General features: G+C 62.6%; 13 protein-coding genes and 1 tRNA gene. 8 read left to right on the top strand and 6 right to left on the bottom strand.

What is annotated here, in order from left to right; genetic code table 11:
• Positions 1-131: 131 nt before the first annotated feature.
• Entirely contained in the window at positions 132-902 is a 771-nt protein-coding gene (locus HF027_RS06695) for a DUF3750 domain-containing protein (protein ID WP_168014080.1), read from the top strand.
• Positions 903-1,375: 473 nt separating this feature from the next.
• Here HF027_RS06695 and HF027_RS06690 read toward each other — a convergent pair.
• Positions 1,376-1,452: transfer RNA gene (locus HF027_RS06690), tRNA-Met, on the bottom strand.
• A gap of 190 nt (positions 1,453-1,642) precedes the next feature.
• On the opposite strand from HF027_RS06690, the gene phbB reads away from it, so the two are divergent.
• Positions 1,643-2,389: an acetoacetyl-CoA reductase gene (gene phbB, locus HF027_RS06685; RefSeq protein ID WP_168014078.1), complete on the top strand. Its 747-nt coding sequence runs from the start codon at positions 1,643-1,645 to the stop codon at positions 2,387-2,389.
• Positions 2,390-2,561: 172 nt separating this feature from the next.
• Here the strand turns inward: phbB and HF027_RS06680 are convergent, their stop codons facing one another.
• On the bottom strand, positions 2,562-5,342 hold the full coding sequence (locus tag HF027_RS06680) for a DUF349 domain-containing protein (RefSeq protein ID WP_168014076.1): 2,781 nt from the start codon (positions 5,340-5,342) through the stop codon (positions 2,562-2,564).
• A 278-nt stretch (positions 5,343-5,620) separates the two neighbouring features.
• Between HF027_RS06680 and minC the strand changes: the two genes are divergently transcribed.
• The 4 genes from minC (at position 5,621) to sbcB (ending at position 9,068) form a co-directional block, all read left to right on the top strand.
• Positions 5,621-6,361, top strand: coding sequence for a septum site-determining protein MinC (minC, locus tag HF027_RS06675; protein WP_168014074.1), 741 nt, complete (start codon positions 5,621-5,623; stop codon positions 6,359-6,361).
• A 46-nt stretch (positions 6,362-6,407) separates the two neighbouring features.
• Positions 6,408-7,226 carry a septum site-determining protein MinD gene (gene minD / locus HF027_RS06670; protein ID WP_168014072.1) on the top strand — a complete coding sequence of 273 codons (819 nt, stop codon included), beginning with the start codon at positions 6,408-6,410 and terminating at the stop codon, positions 7,224-7,226.
• Positions 7,223-7,474, top strand: coding sequence for a cell division topological specificity factor MinE (minE, locus tag HF027_RS06665; RefSeq protein ID WP_136255488.1), 252 nt, complete (start codon positions 7,223-7,225; stop codon positions 7,472-7,474). Before minD ends, minE begins: the two co-directional genes overlap by 4 nt.
• A gap of 100 nt (positions 7,475-7,574) precedes the next feature.
• The gene (sbcB, locus tag HF027_RS06660) at positions 7,575-9,068 is read left to right on the top strand and encodes an exodeoxyribonuclease I (protein WP_168014070.1); all 1,494 of its coding nucleotides are present in this window, start codon (positions 7,575-7,577) and stop codon (positions 9,066-9,068) included.
• Between the two features lie 170 nt (positions 9,069-9,238).
• On the opposite strand, the gene HF027_RS06655 is transcribed toward sbcB, so the two are convergent.
• On the bottom strand, positions 9,239-12,139 hold the full coding sequence (locus tag HF027_RS06655; protein WP_245184563.1) for an insulinase family protein: 2,901 nt from the start codon (positions 12,137-12,139) through the stop codon (positions 9,239-9,241).
• A complete protein-coding gene (locus HF027_RS06650) occupies positions 12,139-12,825 on the bottom strand; it encodes an SOS response-associated peptidase (protein ID WP_168014068.1) in 687 nt (228 codons plus the stop codon). Before HF027_RS06650 ends, HF027_RS06655 begins: the two co-directional genes overlap by 1 nt.
• 213 nt (positions 12,826-13,038) lie before the next feature.
• Here HF027_RS06650 and HF027_RS06645 point away from each other — a divergent pair, with 213 nt between their 5' ends.
• Positions 13,039-13,653 (top strand): TetR/AcrR family transcriptional regulator, encoded by a 615-nt coding sequence (locus HF027_RS06645; RefSeq protein WP_136255492.1) that lies wholly within the window; start codon positions 13,039-13,041, stop codon positions 13,651-13,653.
• A complete protein-coding gene (locus HF027_RS06640) occupies positions 13,650-15,605 on the top strand; it encodes an MFS transporter (protein WP_245184560.1) in 1,956 nt (651 codons plus the stop codon). The genes HF027_RS06645 and HF027_RS06640 overlap by 4 nt, the downstream gene beginning before the upstream one ends.
• A 217-nt stretch (positions 15,606-15,822) precedes the next feature.
• Here HF027_RS06640 and HF027_RS06635 read toward each other — a convergent pair whose 3' ends face one another.
• Together HF027_RS06635 and HF027_RS06630 are read right to left on the bottom strand one after the other, a co-directional pair.
• Positions 15,823-17,106, bottom strand: coding sequence for an HlyC/CorC family transporter (locus HF027_RS06635; protein WP_136255493.1), 1,284 nt, complete (start codon positions 17,104-17,106; stop codon positions 15,823-15,825).
• Between the two features lie 91 nt (positions 17,107-17,197).
• Positions 17,198-17,992 carry a cytochrome C assembly family protein gene (locus HF027_RS06630; RefSeq protein WP_168014066.1) on the bottom strand — a complete coding sequence of 265 codons (795 nt, stop codon included), beginning with the start codon at positions 17,990-17,992 and terminating at the stop codon, positions 17,198-17,200.
• Between the last annotated feature and the right edge of the window lie 6 nt (positions 17,993-17,998).

Below are 17,998 nucleotides of genomic sequence, written 5' to 3'. Positions count from 1 at the left end.
TGGCTACCTTGTGTGTTGGGGAATTTACCCGTTAGATGCGGGTGGTGGTGCCTGGATTCAAGGTGTCCGCGGCTGAAGGCGTGCGGCATGGCACATAAGCGGAATAGCAGCTGAGCGTCGGGAGGGCGGGGATGGGCCCGATAATGAAAGGGTTGCTGGGCGTGTTGGCCGCGGTAGCCCTGCTGCTGGCTGGTCCGGTCTGGATGCTGGCCGGTGATCGAATCGACCTCGATACCCATTGGTCGGATGCTGATCGACAGCCTGCTGGTCTGGCACCGCAGCCCAGCGTAACGCCTGACGCGGTTGTTCAGGTCTACGCGGCGAGAGCCTATGACTGGCGTGGCGCCTTTGCCGAGCATACGTGGATCGCCACCAAGGCTGCCGGCGCCGAGCGTTATCGGCGCCATCATGTGCTGAGTTGGCGTCGACCAGCCGTGGTCAGTCAGTGGGGGCCGCCGGATCGCGCCTGGTACGGTAATCCGCCTCGCCTGCTGGCCGACTATCGCGGCGCCGTCGCCGCGGAGCTGATTCCGCGTATCGAAGCCGCCGTGGCGCGCTACCCGCACCCCGACCGTTATCGCGCCTGGCCGGGCCCCAATAGCAATACCTTTATCGCCTGGATCATTCGCCAAGTGCCCGGACTCGATGTGGCGTTACCGGCCAATGCGCTCGGCAAGGATTACCTGCTCGAGGAGGTGCTGGCCGATGCGCCCAGCGGTAGCGGCTATCAAGTGGCGCTAGGAGGTCTGGTAGGGGTGCTGTTGGCTCGGGAAGAAGGACTGGAAATCAATGTTCTGGGCCTGACGCTTGGTATTGATCTTTCTCCGCTCGCGCTCAAACTGCCCGGTATCGGACGCCTGGGCCCCGCGGAGCCGGTACAAGGCAATCGCAACCCCGGCTAGGACCGCCGACGTTGAGACCAGGGCGAACCGGTGACCGTTGGGTATGGTCTGGCACCACGACAGACACAAAAAAACCGACACGCGAATGCGTATCGGCTTTCTCTGTATTGGGTAACGGGGACCGCCGACGTTGACACCAGGGCGAACCGATGGCCGTTGGGTATGGTCCGGCGTCTGTCGTGGTGCCAGACACAAAAAAGCCGACACTCGAATGCGTATCGGCTTTCTCTGTATTGGGTAGCGGGGACCGCCGACGTTGACACCAGGGCGAACCGGTGACCGTTGGGTATGGTCTGGCACCACGACAGACACAAAAAAGCCGACACTCGAGTGAGTATCGGCTTTCTCTATATTTGGTAGCGGGGACCGCCGACGTTGACACCAGGGCGAACCGGTGACCGTTGGGTATGGTCTGGCACCACGACAGACACAAAAAAGCCGACACTCGAGTGAGTATCGGCTTTCTCTATATTTGGTAGCGGGGACCGGATTTGAACCGATGACCTTCGGGTTATGAGCCCGACGAGCTACCAGACTGCTCCACCCCGCATCAACGTGAGACGTATAATACAGGTTATTTGCGCATGGTCAAGAGTTGAATCGAAGACAACAGAATGTAGGCCGTATGAATTGAAAGTGACATTAGGGATTGCGATGCTCGGGGGTATCGACGCGGGAATGGTCCATACTGACCGGGGAACGTCGTAGCACCCACTGTCATTCATAGGGAGATATATTATATGGCTAATGAAGCACCCGTCGCATGGGTTACCGGGGGAACTGGCGGCATCGGTTCAGCGATCTGCCGCGCCCTGGCCAAGGAGGGCTATCAGGTTGTTGCCGGCTATCATAATCCGGAAAAGGCCAAGGACTGGCTTGCCTCTCAACAGGCTGAGGGCTTCGATAACATCGCGTTATCCGGCATCGACCTGACCGATTATGACGACTGCGTTGCGGGCGTGAAGGAAATCCGCAATCAGTTCGGTCCGATCAGTGTGCTGGTCAACTGTGCCGGTATCACCCGGGACGGCACCATGAAGAAGATGACCTCCGATCAATGGCATGAGGTCATCGATACCAACCTCAACAGTGTCTTCAACACCTGTCGTGGCGTCATCGAGGATATGCTCGAACAAGGCTATGGCCGTATCGTGAATATCTCCTCGATCAATGGGCGCAAGGGCCAGTTCGGCCAGGCTAACTACGCAGCTGCCAAGGCCGGCATGCATGGCCTGACCATGTCTCTGGCTCAGGAAACGGCGACCAAGGGCATCACCGTCAATACGCTGTCACCGGGCTATATCGCCACCGACATGATCATGAAAATTCCGGAAAAAGTGCGCGAGACAATTCGTGAAGGCATTCCGGTCAAGCGTTACGGGACCCCGGAAGAGATCGCACGGGCAGTCGTCTTCCTGGCCGACAAGGAGTCCGGCTTCATTACCGGCGCCAACCTCGATATCAACGGTGGTCAGTTCATGGGCTGAGGCTCATCCATGCTTGAAGGATAGACATAGGTTTTTAGTGAACGATTAAACGTTAGCTAGAATGCACGCCTAAAAAAGCCCCGAGGCCAAGCCTCGGGGCTTTTTGGTTGCCTTTGCCGCTGGCGGCGTCACTGGGCCATGATGTTCTGTCGGCGTTGTTTGACGACCTCTGTCAGGGCGGTGGCAGGGGCAGCATTTTGTGCAGCAGCGCATCGAGCTCTGGTGCTTCACGTTCCCAGTGGTCCACCGGCATGGGGCCGGTGGCCAGCAGCGACCATAAAACGCTGTGAAGCTCTTCGGCACGAGTTGGCTCATGCCCCAGACTTTCGTTGAGGCGCTCAACCTGAATGGCCAGGCGCAGCGGCTCGTCCTGATGGGCGAGGCTGCTGCCGGCCAATAGCGCCAGGTGAACCCGCAGGCGAGTCAGGGTGTCCTTGACCGTTTCAGGGGAGGGCGGATCACGACGAGCCGCATTGCGAGCCTGATGGGCCTCCAGCATGTCGCCGGTGAGCTCCTCAGTGGCAGGCACCTCCTCGGCGGGCAGGCCATCCAGCGCCCGATGATCCGCATCGAGATGGGCGGTGAGTAACGCCTGCAAGGACTGCCAGGCAACAACCTCTTCGTTGACTGCCAGTCGGGCGAGCCGTTCGCGGCGAGCGCGCACGATGCCGGTCCAGCGCTTGGTCATGCCTTCGGTTCGCCGCCCGGGTGGCAATGGCTTGAGCGCGTCGACTTCGGCGATGGCATCATCGAGAGTCGACTCTTCGTCGCTTGAAGAGGGTTGCCAGGCATCGATGCGGTCGATGATGGCCTGCATGGTCTCCAGACGTTTCTTGGCGCGGGCTGCTTGGTCATCGTACTCGGCTTCGCGACTGGCGAAGATCTCGTCGCAAAGGTTACGAAATTCTCGCCAAAGTGCCTGTTCTTCCCCTTTGGGCGCTCGTCCCAGCTCGCGCCAGCGACGCTGCAGGTGCTTGGCGTCTCGTGCACGCTGGGTAGCGGGTTGCGAGGATGCGCTGAGTGTTCGGGCCTCGGCGATCAGTTCGCGCTTGGCATCGGCAATCTGTTGAGCACGACGATCAATCAGCGCCTGGAGATCATGGCAGAGCTTGGCGAAGCGCCGGCCAATGGTTTGCGACTGTTGGCGAGGCACTGGGGCGCAGCGACGCCACTGCTCGCGGGCCTTGTCACGGATATCGCGCAAGGCGTCCGGGTCGGCGTCGGGGTCGGGGCTCTCGAGCAGCGCCTCGAGCTGTTCACAGAGTGCTCGACGGGTCTCGAGATTCTGGACGCGTTGAGCCTGCTGCTGCTCCCGCCACGGCGCCAGTCGTTCATGGATCTGCTCGGAGACTTGGCGAAATCGTTGGGAAAGCTCGCGAGTGGCGGCGGCATCGCCAAGCGCCTTCCACTCTGAAAGCAATCGGCGGTGACGGCGGTCCATCACCTCTGCGGATTGGGTGTCATCCTCGGCCAGCGTCTCGATGCTCTGACACAGCTGCTCACGCTTGGGGGCGGCGACGAAGCCACGCCAGTCACGCAGTTCGGCCAGCTGGGCGCCCAGGCGCTTGAGTTGGCCCTCAACTGCCTGACGCTCGTCTGCTGGGCGCGCCTCGAGGTGTTGGCGTAGCTGCTGATGCAGGCGGCTGGCGGCCTTGAAGGCGCCGCGATTGAGCTGCTCCTCGAGCGTGGCGAGGTCGCGCTTGATTTCATCTCGATTGGTTGATGAAGCTGCCTCACGGGCTTGGCCGAGCTTGGCACGCGCTCGTTCGACGACGTCGGCGGGTGGCAGCTCGGCCGGCCAGTCAATGGTCTCGAGCAGTGCGACCAGGTCGTCGTGATCATGATCATTCAGTGCACGCTCAAGGGAGTCGGCATGCTGCTCGAGGCGCGCCCAGGCGGCGTCGAGGTGATGATAGTCGGCAAGGGCCCGGTCGTGGCGTTCGCGTAGCGAGTCCTGAGGCGGGTGACGGTCGGAAAGTTCTTCCCAGCGTTGATCGAGGAGATGTTTCTGGGCACGCAGGCTGGCCATGTCCTGCCCGGTAAGACGGCCGTTCTGGAGGAGGCCTTCGAGGCTTTCCTCCAATGCTTCGATCAGGCCAAGGCGCATTTCGTCGTCGCTCTCGCGCTGCTGATGCGCGCTTTCGGCGGCCTGCAGATGGGCCTCGTGGTCGCTGATGACTTTTCGGCACGCCAGGATGGCATCCTGATAGCGTCGCTCCTGTTCGGCGCTGGGCAGGTCCTTCAGCGATTCCCACTCGCGCTTCAGGTGGCGATATCGACTCGCGTACTGCGGCTCCCAGGTGTGAGTGACATGTGCCTCCAGGGCACTGAGCACTCGCTCACGCTTCTCGTGACTCGCGACAGCCTGGGCCGCATCGGCGCGCCGCCGGTTGAGCGCCTCCCGAGCCAGTCGGTGGATCTGCTTGTCTCGCCGGGCGCGGCGTGACAGCTCGCGCAGCCCGTCTTCGCTCTTGATGCGTTCGGCTGCCGCACGACGCACGGCGGCGATGCCATTCTCGCAGGCTTGATGGATCAGCGTCTTTTCATCGACTATCCGGGCAAGTGCCGTCAATCGCAGATGTTGGTTATCGCCTTGTAAGGCAATCTCATTCAATAGATGATGCGTATCGAGGCGCTCGACCAACACCAAGCGGCGATCAAGGCTCACACTGGGGTCACGGCCGACCAGCAAGTCGACCAGCCGCGTCGTCAATTCCGGGGAAGCGTCGTCATCCAGCATGGCCAGCAGTGTCTCGGGATCGCCAAGTCTCGCCAATGCCGCCTCACGGACCTCGGCATCCGGGTCCCTGGCCAGCGTCTCAAGCTGGCGGTGATCGTCGGGGCGTTCGGCATCAAGCCGTTCGACGGCATCACGACGTTTCAAGGCATCGGGGTGCTGCCAGCGGGGCGACAGCAGACGACGGAGCCATGCTATGGGTGTCTTTCCTGACATGATGATGTGGTGTTCCTGTATGGGCGGGGCCTGCACCGCACCATGGCGATGACTGTCCATCTAAGCATGTGACGAAGAGCCGGAAAAGTCCTGCCGCCATGGAGGACAGCGCTTCCCTGCCACGTGGAAGCTGTGCCGCCGGGGGCCAATTTGGGGATCATAAACAAAACCCGAGCAAGACAATCGCTGACAGCTTGGCCTCTTGGTCTTATGATCAGTTGCAGGGTCGCTATCCCTCGCTTAGCTTTAATCTTAATCACCCGCTGCGGAGTCCGGCAATGAGTCTCAAGATGGACAGGGCCAGCATGGCATTTACCTTCAAGGGTGGCATGTTACCCATGACGGTCATGGAGTTGACCAGCGGCGATCCCGAGCGCATCCGGGACCAGCTGGCCGGCAAACTTAGCCAATCACCCGCCTTCTTCCAGCACACCCCTGTCGTGCTGAGTGTGGAGAAGCTCGACGAGCCACATCTGTCGCTGGAGCGGATCTGTGCCGTCTGCCGCGCCAACAAGCTTTTGCCAGTAGCGGTACGCGGGGGAGGGGACCCGGTCAAGCAATCAGCCTGGGCGCTGGGGCTAGGTTGGTTCCCGCCACAGGAGCTGCGGTCGCGATCGCTTGAGAGCGTCACGCCGCCCTCCGAGGAGCCGGTCGAACAGGACGACACCCCGGCGGCTGCCTTGGCCACGCCGACGGGACGCATCTTTCGTGGTACCGTCCGTTCGGGCCAACAGGTCAGCGCCCAGGAAGGTGACCTAGTGGTGGTAGGTGCGGTCAATGCCGGCGCCGAGGTGCTGGCGGCTGGCAACATTCACGTTTATGGTGCCTTGCGAGGACGGGCCCTGGCCGGTATCCATGGCGATCATGAAGCCGCTATCTTTTGTCGTGAGCTGGACGCCGAGCTGCTGTCGGTGGCCGGCAACTACAAGCGGCTGGAAGACATTGATCCGCGACTGCTGGGCAGTACCGTCCAGGTCAGCCTGAGCGAAGACCAGCTGGCGATCGCCGCCCTGACCTGAAAGTCGGGCAGCGATCCGTTATCTCATTAGCAACAGGAAGCTTATCTTGGCCAAGATCATTGTAGTGACCTCCGGCAAGGGCGGGGTCGGCAAGACGACCAGTGCAGCGGCCATCGCCACTGGGCTGGCGCTGCGTGGCAACAAGACCGTAGTGATCGATTTCGACGTTGGCCTGCGTAACCTCGATTTGATCATGGGCTGCGAGCGCCGCGTGGTCTACGACCTGGTGAACGTCATCCAAGGGGATGCCGGGATCAATCAGGCGATGATCCGCGACAAGCGGGTCGAAAACCTGCACATCCTCCCGGCCTCACAGACCCGCGACAAGGATGCCTTGACCAGTGAAGGCGTCGAGAAGATTCTCGATGCCTTGGTCGAAGACTTCGACTACATCATCTGTGACTCACCTGCAGGCATCGAGCGTGGCGCCCAGTTGGCCATGTACTTCGCCGATGAGGCGGTGGTGGTGACCAACCCCGAGGTGTCGTCGGTGCGTGACTCAGACCGTATTCTCGGCCTGCTGTCATCGAAGACCCGTCGTGCTGAGCAGAGTCGCGAACCGATCAAGGAACACCTGCTGATCACTCGCTACAATCCGTCCCGCGTTGATGGCGGCGATATGCTCAACCTCGATGATATCTGCGAGATTCTGGCCATTAACCTGATTGGCCTGATTCCCGAGTCGGAGGCGGTGCTGCGAGCGTCGAACCAGGGGATACCGGTCACCCACGACCAGAAAAGTGATGCCGGACAGGCCTACACCGACACCGTCTCGCGGTTGCTCGGTGAGACCGTGCCGCTGCGTTTCCATGAGTATCAAAAGAAAGGGCTGCTGAGCCGCGTGTTCGGGGGAGGTCGTCGGTGAAACTGCTGGATTTCTTAAAAGGCGAGCGCAAGAAGAGCGCCTCCGTCGCCAAGGAGCGCCTACAGATTATTGTCGCTCACCAGCGAGGGCAACGTGACCAGCCGGACTATATGCCGATGCTGGAGCGTGAACTGCTGGAGGTGATCCGCCGCTACGTGAAGGTTGACCAGGACGCCATCAACATTAGCCTTGATCGCGATGATGATTGCTCGGTACTCGAGCTCAATGTGACGCTGCCGCGCAGCTGAGAGTGTTTGAGGGTGTTATCTGGGCCGTCGGTGAGGCGGCTGAGTCGAGCGGGGGACTGTGCTAGGCTAGGTGTCATTTAGCCTGCCAGGAGAGCCTTTCATGGCGCCGTCCCCCGCCGCACCACGGACCTTCCTGTGGCATGACTACGAAACCTTCGGGGCCGATCCTCGTCGCGATCGACCTTCGCAGTTTGCCGCGATCCGTACCGACGCCGACTTCAACGAGATCGGCGCGCCGATCGACGTCTACTGCAAGCCAGCCGATGATTACCTGCCACATCCCCAGGCCTGCCTGATTACCGGCATCACGCCGCAGAAGGCGCAACGCCGGGGCGTCCCTGAGGCCGAGTTCGCCGGTATCATCAACGACGCCATGAGTGAGCCCGGTACCTGTGCGCTGGGGTACAACAGCCTGCGCTTCGATGATGAGGTCAGTCGCCATCTCTTTTATCGCAACTTCCTCGATCCCTATGCGCGGGAATGGCAGAACGGCAACTCGCGCTGGGATTTGATCGATGTGGTGAGAGCCTTCCATGCCCTGCGTCCCGAAGGCATCGCGTGGCCCAAGCGCGAGGACGGGGCGCCGAGTTTCAAGCTCGAGCACCTGACCGCCGCCAATGGCATTGAGCATGCCGGCGCTCACGATGCCCTTGCCGATGTGCGCGCGACTATCGCCCTGGGGCGGCTCCTCAAGTCCTGCAATCCGGGGCTCTTCGACTACCTGCTGGCACTGCGCAGCAAGCGAGAGGTCGCCAAGCGCCTGGACATCGCCTCGCGCAAGCCGCTTCTGCATATCTCGCGCCGTTATCCGGCGAGTCGTGCCTGCAGTGCTCTGGTCATGCCCCTGGCCGAGCATCCCAGTAACCCCAACGGGGTGATTGTCTATGACCTGGCGGTGGACCCGACGCCGTTGTTCGAGTTGTCCGTCGAGGAGATCCGTGCCCGGGTATTCGTCGGCGCCGATGATCTCGCCGAGGGCGAAACCCGCATCCCCCTCAAGGTGATTCACCTCAACAAGAGCCCCGTGCTCATGCCGGTGAGTTACTTGAAGGATACGAGTGGTGAGCGCAAGGGAGAGTATGGCGATATCGTCGAGCGCCTGGGGCTTGATCTGCCAACCTGTCGCCAGCACTGGAAGCAGTTGTCGGCGTCTCCCGAGGCGGCGAGCCGCGCCGCTGGTGTGTTCGCCGAACCACCCCCCGAGGGGCCGCAGGACCCAGACCTGATGCTTTATTCCGGTGGTTTCTTCTCGCCGGCCGACCGCCAGCAGATGCAGCGGGTGCGTGAGTCGGACCCCTGGGACCTGGTGGGGGCCAGCTTTGCCTTTCAGGACCCGCGCCTCGAGGAAATGCTGTTCCGCTTTCGGGCACGCAATTATCCCGACACCTTGGAAGGCGATGAGCAGGTCCAATGGGACGCCTATCGCTGGTCGCGCATGAACGATGCGAGCCTGGGTGGATTGACCCTGCAGGGCTTCGCTCGGGAGATCGAGCGCCTGAATCAGGTAAGCCTCGAGGACGGCGAACGTCAGGTGTTGGAGGAGCTGGTGATGCACGTCGAGGCGATCATGCCTGCTCAGGCCTTCGGCGCCTGACCCCTGGCGCGTCAATGGCGCCTTCGACACGCTATCAATACGACGACGCCCGACCCTTGTGACAAGGTTTGGGCGTCGTCGTGTCGGGGCATCCTGTTATCTGGGGGCTCCCGCCGCGTCGGAGAAAAACGGCGCGCATGACACGGCCCATGACACGACGGAAGCGGCGATCAGTTGGCCTCGGGAAGTGGCGTGAGCTCAGCGGTCAGCGCCAGCACATCGCTTGGGCTATCGCCGGGATCGAAGGTGATGTCGGCGGCTGGTGCCTCGCGAAGCTCCGCCCAGGTGTCACGCAATGCCGCCGGGGTGATCGTCGATACCCGTTTGGCCAGGCGCTCGCGATGATCGAAGCCGGTATCGTCACGCGCCAGGGCTTGCCAATGCCGGTTGGCGAGCTCGCCAAGCGAGGTGTCACGCTCCAGCAGGCGGTCATGCACGGCTTGGCGGTAGGGCGCCAGGCTGGCGTCGTCGAGCTCGGCGAGGGTCTGGTCGAACTCGTCGAGGAAGTCGGTGATGCGCTGGCCGATCATCTCGCTGTCGGTGTCCGGCGATTGCACCAGCAGGCTGAGACCCGGGGCGTCGAGTAGCGGCATGTAGCTGGCATTGACGATATAGCCAAGCTGCTGTTCGGTACGCAGCCGGGTGTAGAAGGGCGTGGCGATCATCTGGCCGAGGACGGCCAGGCGTGCCTGCTCGTCCAGCGTACGAGCCTTGCCTTGCAGGTAGCGCAGCACCAGCGAGTCCTGGCGAGTACTGTGGGGAGTCAGGTCGGGCAGGGTGCTCGAGATATCCAGCGGCTCGAGGTCAGGTACTGCCTGGGCATTCAGGTTCGGCGCCAGGGTGGTGATGACCGATTCACCGGTGGTGCGGGCCACCGCTTTGGATAGATCGCCGACCGCCATGGCCTCGAGGCGCAGCGAACCGAGGAAGGTCTCGCGATAGTCGCGAAGGGCCGCCGTATCCAGATTTTCGATGGCGTCGAGCATGACAGCCGCCGGCCATTGGGGGCGTAACAGCGCTTCGCCCAGCGTGCGGTTGGCTTGCTGGTAAAGCGCGGATTCGGGCGCGTTACGCCATTCGCGCTCAAGCTGGTGGCGGACCCGTTCGACGCTGTCGGCAGTGATCTCGCCCTCGGTCAGCTGCGTGAGCACCCGCTCGATCAGCCGAGGCTGGCGGTCGCGCCAACCAGAGAAGGCAAGCGTGATGCCGCGAGCATGGGCATAGGCATTGAACTGGTGGCCGGCAAGCCGTGCCGGGTAGAGGGTCTCGTTGAGGCTATCGTTGAGCCAGCCGGCGAGTAGCCGTGTCAGGGCAGCATCGCGGGCATTGGCTGCCGCTGCCGGGTGCTGCAGGCTGAAGCGCCACTCCACCTTGGGCGTGTCGAAGTCGGTATTGGCCTGATGCCATAGCTCGGCCCCCTGAGCCTTCAGCAAGCGTTCGGGCGATGAGTTCTGACCATCGCCAAGGCTCAGGTCCTTGGCAATATAGGGGTTGGGCTCGGGCAGTGCCAGCCCGCCGAGGGGCGAGGCATTCGCCCAATCCGGTATCGTGTCGATGCGATAGGCCGCATCGAACCAGGGCGAGGTGTTGTTGCCTTCGACCTCGGGGGCGCGGTAAACCCTCAACAGGTTGTCTGGCGTCAGCGCTGCCAGATACGCCTCGATGAGTGCCTTGTCGAAGCCATCCATGCGGTAGGGAGCGTACTGGGCGTCATGGCTCGGATAATGCGCCAGGTTCATGGCCAGGCGCGTGGCGTCATGCTGAGGCGAACCGTGCTGCTGGAAACGGAACTCCTGCTCGGCAAGACTAGCCTGCTCCTGATAACGCCACGGCTCGAGTCCTTGCGCGCGTATCTTGTCGATGGCCTCGAACAGGCTGGCTTGAATCTGCGGTATCTGCTGCGCGCCTTCAGGCGTCAGGCTGATGCCGACGGTAAAGAGGGCGTGTTTTCCATCGCCACGACCAACGCCTGCCGACAGGCCATCGGCGAGGCCGGCCTTGCGCAGTTGCTCGAGCAGGCTGCCCTTGCCTTCATGCCCTAGAAGGTTAGCGATGAAGGAAGCCGGTTTAGTGGCATAGAAGGACTCGGGGTCGGGCACCGGAAAGATAAAGCGCAGCTTTCGCTCATCGCGCAGCGAGGCGACCTCGAGTGACAGCGGCAGGCTGTCGGGGCGCACCAGCGGGGCTTCGACCTCAGGGCGGCTCAGGCCACGGTTATCTATCGCCGCGAAGCGCTCGCGGACCATGGCCTCGAGCTCATCCAGCGGCTGGGGAGCGACCAGGGCCAGGTGCATGACACTGGCACCATAGTGTGCATTGAAGAAGTCGATGACTCGCTGGCGCAGCGGTGTCTCGGCGTCATCGGGCAAGGTCAGGGTGGCACGACTGCCCACCGAAAAACCGGTGGTCGGGTTGTCGGGGTTGAGCACCTGATCGAGTGCATCATTCTCTCGGCGTCCATCATCGCGCAGTCGTGCCTGATACTCAGAATGGACGACATTGCGCTCGCTCTCCAGTTTGTCGGCGTTGAAGCGTGGCGCGATGAAGAACTGGCTGAAGCGGTCCAGGGCGCCGGGCAGGGCACCGGGTTCGATATCGAAGAAGTAGTTGGTGTCCTGGCTTGCCGTGAAGGCGTTGTGCTTGCCGCCGTGCTGATTGATGTAGCTCTGGTAGGCGTCGGGGGCCGGGTAGCCGTCGGTGCCCAGGAACAGCATGTGTTCAAGGAAGTGGGCAAGGCCTGAAAGGTCCTCGGGGTCGCTTGCGCTGCCCACATCGATGTTCATCGAAGCGGCGGCCTTGTCGGCCTCACTATCGCTGACCAGCAACACGGTCAACCCGTTATCGAGCGTCAGCAGGCGGTAGTCGCGGTTATCGTTGGGGCTGGTGCGCAGCGCGGTCGTCTCGGTCTCGGATGTTGCCTCTTGTGAGGCCTGCGGCGTTGCATCAGGCGTGGTCGCGGCACTGGCAAGCGTCGGCGCGAGGAGTGGCATCAGCAAAACGCTGCTAACGGTCAGGCGCGCCAGAACGTTGAGATAGCGGCCTTTGGGGCCAAAGCGGGGCGTGAGGGTCATCATGATTCCTGTTCGGGCTGGCTGCGCAGCATGGGGCCGGTGGGATGCCCACAGGCCCATTCCTGATTCAGCGGGTTATTCACTCGTCTTGATACCGGAAAAGCGCCTAACAGTTCCCTTGAGGCCGGCTTGAGCATGGCGCGAGCCTTGTCGAGCGAGGTGGCCGGGTCGAGCCAGGCCGCTGCCTGATCGGCACCGATGACCGCGGGCAGCCGGTCGGTGAGAGGTGTCAGTAGCGACGGTGCTGCCACGGTGATCAGTGCCATGGAATCGTAAAAGGCGCTCAGGGTGGTGTGGTAACGCGCCCATAGGCCGGCGAGCAGCAACGGGCCGCGATCGGCGCGGGTCACCAGGTAGGGTTGCTTGCCGCGGGGCATGGCGCGCCACACGTAGATGCCGCTGACCGGGATCAGGCATCGGCGAGCGGCGAAGGCCTCGGTAAACATCTTGCGCTCATCGAGACTTTCCGCCCGAGCGCAGTGAGGAGCGTGGTCGAGCACCTTGAGCCACGGTGGCGTCAGCCCCCAGAAGGCGCGGCGCAGATGCGCTCTGCCGGCGTCGAGTCGGATCATCGACAGGCCCTGGCGGGGCGCCAGGTTGGCACCGGTCAGCAACGGCTCGTTGATCACGAGCTCAGGCAGCAGGCGGGGCAGGTCAAGCGGCGCGATGTGCAAGCGACCGGCCATGGGCTCTCCAGTAGGTTTTCTTGGCGCGTATTGGGCACTTAAGCGCGGTGGCTCAGGGTAACCAAGAGCTTTGGCGCTGCAAAGCGCCGCCGGGCGAGCCGTTGACGACGTTGTGATTGTATGAAGGGGCGGTATGCTGATATAAAACGCTGTTCGAGACATGCGATAATGTCATTTCCGCCCCTAGCCGTATAGCGTACCTGCGAGGATGCAATGGCACGTCCCAGACAGCACGCGCCCGAGGCGTTGCATGCTCAGGTCATGGCAGCTTGTGATGCCTGGCTAAAGGAGCACCCCGTCCATACGCTATCGCTACGCGCGCTGGCCAGAGAGGTCGGCTGTGCCCCCAGCACGCTGCTGAAACTCTATGGCAGCTTCAATAACCTGCTGCAGCACGTCAATATCGAGACGCTGGCCCATCTTCGCGGTGCCATCGAGGGACTCGAGAGCGGTGGCCCCGAGACGCGGCTGACCGGCCTTGCCAAGGCCTACTGGTATTTCGCCAAGGCCGCTCCCTTTCGCTGGCAGTTGCTGTTCGATTACCCCCTGGCGCAGGAAGGCGAGCTCGACCAGCGCCAGAACGACATGATCGAGGCGCTGTTCGTGCGGGTCGAGGCGACCCTCAAGGAATTCCAGCCAGCGATCGATGACCTGGAGGCCCGCCGCCTAGCTCGCACCCTGTGGGGCAGCGTGCATGGCCTGGTTCAGCTTGGCCTCAACGAGCGCCTGGGCTATTGGCAGGGGCAGCAGCTGGAAGTCGAGGAATTGCTCGACCAACTGCTATCGACGCTGCTGAACGGCCTACGGCACCAGCCGGACAAGATGTGAGCCGGGGGTTGCTGACCCAGCGTCGCTTCGCTCCATTTTTCTGGGTGCAGGCGCTGGGGGCGTTCAACGACAATCTCTTTCGTAACACCCTGCTGTTGATGCTGACCTTCTTCGCCGTGCCGCGTCATGGCTGGGATATGGGGTTGGCCATCAATCTCGCCGCGGGGTTATTCATACTGCCGTTTCTGCTCTTCTCCGCCTGGGGCGGCGAATTGGCCGACCACGTCGATAAACGGCGTCTGGTTCGCGTGCTGAAACTCGCCGAATGCATGCTGATGGCATTGGCGGCCATGGCCGTCTGGTACCAGAGCGTGATCGCGCTGTTCGTGTTGCTGGTGCTGATGGGCACGCAATCGGCGCTGTTCGGTGCGGTCAAGTTCGCCATCCTGCCTCAGCATCTGCCCTCCTATGAATTGGGACGCGGCAATGCCTGGATCCATGTGGGCACCTTCGCTGCCATCCTCGCTGGTGCCTTGCTCGCCGGTGTCCTCGCGGCATTGCCGGCGCCATGGTCGCGTCCTGCCATCATGGCCACCCTGGTCGGCGTCGCCCTGTTGGGGTGGGGGGCGAGTCTGGCGTTGCCATTGCCTGCCCATGCAGATGAGGATGACGCGCCGTCATCCTCATCCGCTGCAGCACACAGCCGTCTTCGCTTTCGTCCCCTGGCGAGCCTGGTCGACGTGCTACGTGGTGGGGTGCATTCGCCGGTGTTGTGGTCGGCGATTCTCGCTATCAGCGTGTTCTGGTTCCTGGGCGCGAGCTTCCTGACCCAGCTTCCCGCCTGGGCACGCGTCGTGGCGGGTGGCGACGAGGCGATGATGAGCATGCTGATGGCGGCCTTCGCCTTTGGTTTCGGTGCCGGGGCGCTGGTGTGTGCAAGGCTCTCCGGCGGGCGTCTTGAGCTGGGGCTGGTGCCGCTTGGCGCGCTCATTATCGGGGCAGCCAGCCTGCTGTTGGCCGGCGTGGACAGCGCGGCCGAGATGGGGCGCTCGCTTGGCATGTTGATCGAGCAGCCTGAGGTCTGGCGCATGCTGGCGGGCTTGGCGCTGGTCGGCGTCGGCGGCGGCATCTACATCGTGCCACTCTATACCCTCCTGCAGCTCGGCAGTCACGAGGCTCGACTCGGGCGGATCATCGCCGCCAACAACATCTGCAATGCCCTGCTGATGGTGGTCGCCGCGGGCTATGGCGGGTTGATGCTGTCGGGGCTGGGGCTTGATCTGCAGAGCTTCGTGGCAAGTCTTGGGGGCATCGCCCTGGCGGTGGGGGTGGCGATGATCGTGCGCCGACCACGGCCGGTGTTGCGCTTGCTGGTGTTTGTGCTGGTCGCGCTGATCTACCGGCTGCGCCTTCGCGGCCGCCACCATGTGCCGGCGCGCGGTGCCGCCCTGGTGGTCTGCAATCACGTCAGTTTCATGGATGCCCTGGTCATCGGTGGTGCCTGCCCGCGGCCACTGCGTTTCCTGATGGACAGGCCTATCTATGAGTCGCCGCGGCTGAACTGGCTGTTCCGGCTGGTGGGCGCCATTCCGGTGGATTCAGAGCGCAGTGACCCGGGTGGCCTGCGGCGGACCCTGGATCAGGTCAGTCAAGCGCTGCGCCATGGCGAGGTGGTGATGCTGTTTCCCGAAGGGCGGCTGACGCGGGACGGTGAGGTTCAGGCTTTTCGACGTGGCCTCGATCTGATTCTCGCCCGCAATCCGGTGCCGGTGGTGCCGGTGGGGCTGGCGGGGCTCTGGGGCTCCTGGACCTCCAACCGTCACGGCCCGGCGCTGACTCGGCTGCCGCGACGCTTTCAGGCAAAGGTGGCACTGGTGTTCGGTGAGCCGGTGCCTGCCGCAAAGGCCAGTCGCGCGGGGTTGGCGGCCCAGGTAAAGGCGCTGAAGCGAGAGGCCGACGCCGTGATCGCGGCGGGCAAGCAGGATATCTCTCGCGACAACCCCGCTAGGTGATGCCTTGCCCCATGGGGCTTTCGCTACCCTTCGGATGACACCTTGCCCTTTGAATGACATAACGCAAAGAGCCCGCGCTGTCTGTGTCAGCGCGGCTCTTTGCTTAGGTGACGTCTGAGAGGCCTCAGAGGCGCCCGTGATTAGCGGCATCTGGTCGGCATATCAGGATGGAAGGCTGAATGCCGGCTTCCAGTGCCTATCCGCCAGACCGCTGGCGTCATTCCTGGCGGGCGGCGCGGCGAACATGCTGCCAGCAGCGCGCCGAGGTGATCACCTTGTCTTTTACTTCGACGATTTCCAGGCGCACATTGCCGACCTGCAGGCAGGTGGGGCCTTCGGGGAAAGCCTCAAGGTGCTCAAGGATCAGGCCGTTGAGGGTCTTGGGTCCATCGGTCGGGAGCTGCCAGCCCAGCGACTTGTTGAGCTCGCGGATGTTGGCGGTACCCTCGATCACGTAGCTGCCATCGTCTTGCAGGTGCATCTCCTGATGCATGCCCGCCATGTCGGTGGTGAACTCGCCGACAATCTCTTCGAGGATATCTTCCAGCGTGACCAGTCCTTCCACGTCGCCGTACTCGTCGACCACGATGCCGGTGCGGCGTTTCTGCTGCTGGAAGTTGAGTAGCTGCGTATGCAGCGGCGTCGACTCAGGGATGAAGTAGGGCTCCCGAGCCTCCTGCACGATGGCGGCCTTGGTGACCTCGTCCTTGGACAGGAAGCGTGCCGCGTTGCGCAGGTGCAACATGCCGATGATGTTGTTGATGTCGCCTTTGAAGACCGGCACCCGTGTGTGCTGGCTGGTACGGATCTGCGCGAGGATGTTGTCCAGGTCGTCTTCGAGATCGATGCCTACTACCTCGTGACGCGGCACCATGATGTCGTTAACGGTGACGTTTTCAAGATCGAGGATCGACAACAGCATCGACTGGTGGCGACGCGGAATCATGGTGCCTGCTTCATGCACCACGGTACGCAGCTCGTCCCGCGTCAGGTGGTCACCGTTACCGGTCAGGTTCTTGACGCCAATCATCTTCAGCAGGCCGTTGGAGACCGCATTCACCAGCCATACCAGCGGATAGAGCACCTTGAGCAGCGGCTCCAGCGCCACGGATGCCGGGTAGGCGATACGCTCGGGCTTGATCGCCGCATAGGTCTTGGGACCGACCTCGGCAAATATCAGGATCACGATGGTCAGGATCAGCGGGGCGATGGCCGGGCCGGTGACCTCGCCGAAAAAGTGGATGGCCAGTACCGTGGCCAGAGCCGCTGCCAGGTTGTTGACCAGATTATTGCCGATCAGGATCACGCCGATCAGCCGGTCTGGCCTGGCCAGCAGGCGCAGCACGCGCTGGGCGGGACGATCGCCACTGTTGGCCTGATGGCTCACGCGGTAGCGGTTGATGGACATCATGCCGGTCTCGGAGCTCGAGAAAAACGCCGACAGACAGACGAGTAGGAACAGTAGGCCGAACAGCAGTCCCAGCGGGAAATCGTCACTCAAGATGAGAAGGTCCTCGATGACAGGTCAGGCTTGTTTGTAGGAGTTCCCCCGAGGGCTGTCAAGGTACGGCTGGCGCCCTCGGGGGTCGGTTTCAGGAGAAGATGACCTCGACGGCAAACTTGGTGCCGAAGTAGGCCAGCAGCAGCAATACGCCGCCGCCCAGTGTCCAGCGTACTGCCTTGAGCCCTCGCCAGCCCAGCCAGTGATGGCCGATCAAGAGGGCGGCAAAGATGACCCAGGCAGCCAATGACAGCACCGTCTTGTGCATCAGGTGCTGGGCAAAGAGGTTGTCGAGGAACAGGAAGCCACTGGCGATGGCCAGGGTCAGCAGGATCATGCCGGCCCAGATCAGCTCGAACAGCACCCGTTCCATCGTGGTCAGGGGTGGCAGGGTCTGGACGATGCCACGAATGTGGTGATGGCGCAGGGCCTGATTCTGCCAGGCCAGCAGCATGGCCTGAACGGCCGCAATCGCCAGCAGCGCGAAGGCCAGCGCCGAACTGATGGCATGCACGGCGATGCCGGGCGTCAGGTGACCCTGATGTTCGCCGCCGGGCCAGGCCACGGCGGTCACCAGGGTCACCGCCGCGACCGGGAAAACGCCTACCGCGATATTGAGTACTGGCTTGGCCAGGCTGCCCAGTATCAAGAGTCCGGTCACCAGTGCGCTGACCATCACAAGGCTCGGTGACAGGCCAAGCCATAGGCCGCCGGTCTCATGAATGACCCCGGCGATCACCAGCCCATGGAAGGCCAGCGCCAGGGTGCCGAGGCCGCGCACCAGCAGCGGGCGCTGGGGAACGCGCCGCAAGAGGGTGAGTGCCTGCCATGAGGCAGCGCCCATGTAGAAGGCTATGGCCAGAAGGGCAAAGGGAAGCGCCTGCATCGGTTG

This window comes from Halomonas salinarum, assembly GCF_012062845.1.
Taxonomy (GTDB): domain Bacteria; phylum Pseudomonadota; class Gammaproteobacteria; order Pseudomonadales; family Halomonadaceae; genus Onishia; species Onishia salinarum.
The sequence above is the reverse complement of the archived record's forward strand: the minus strand, read 5'-3'. Positions and strand labels throughout refer to the sequence as shown.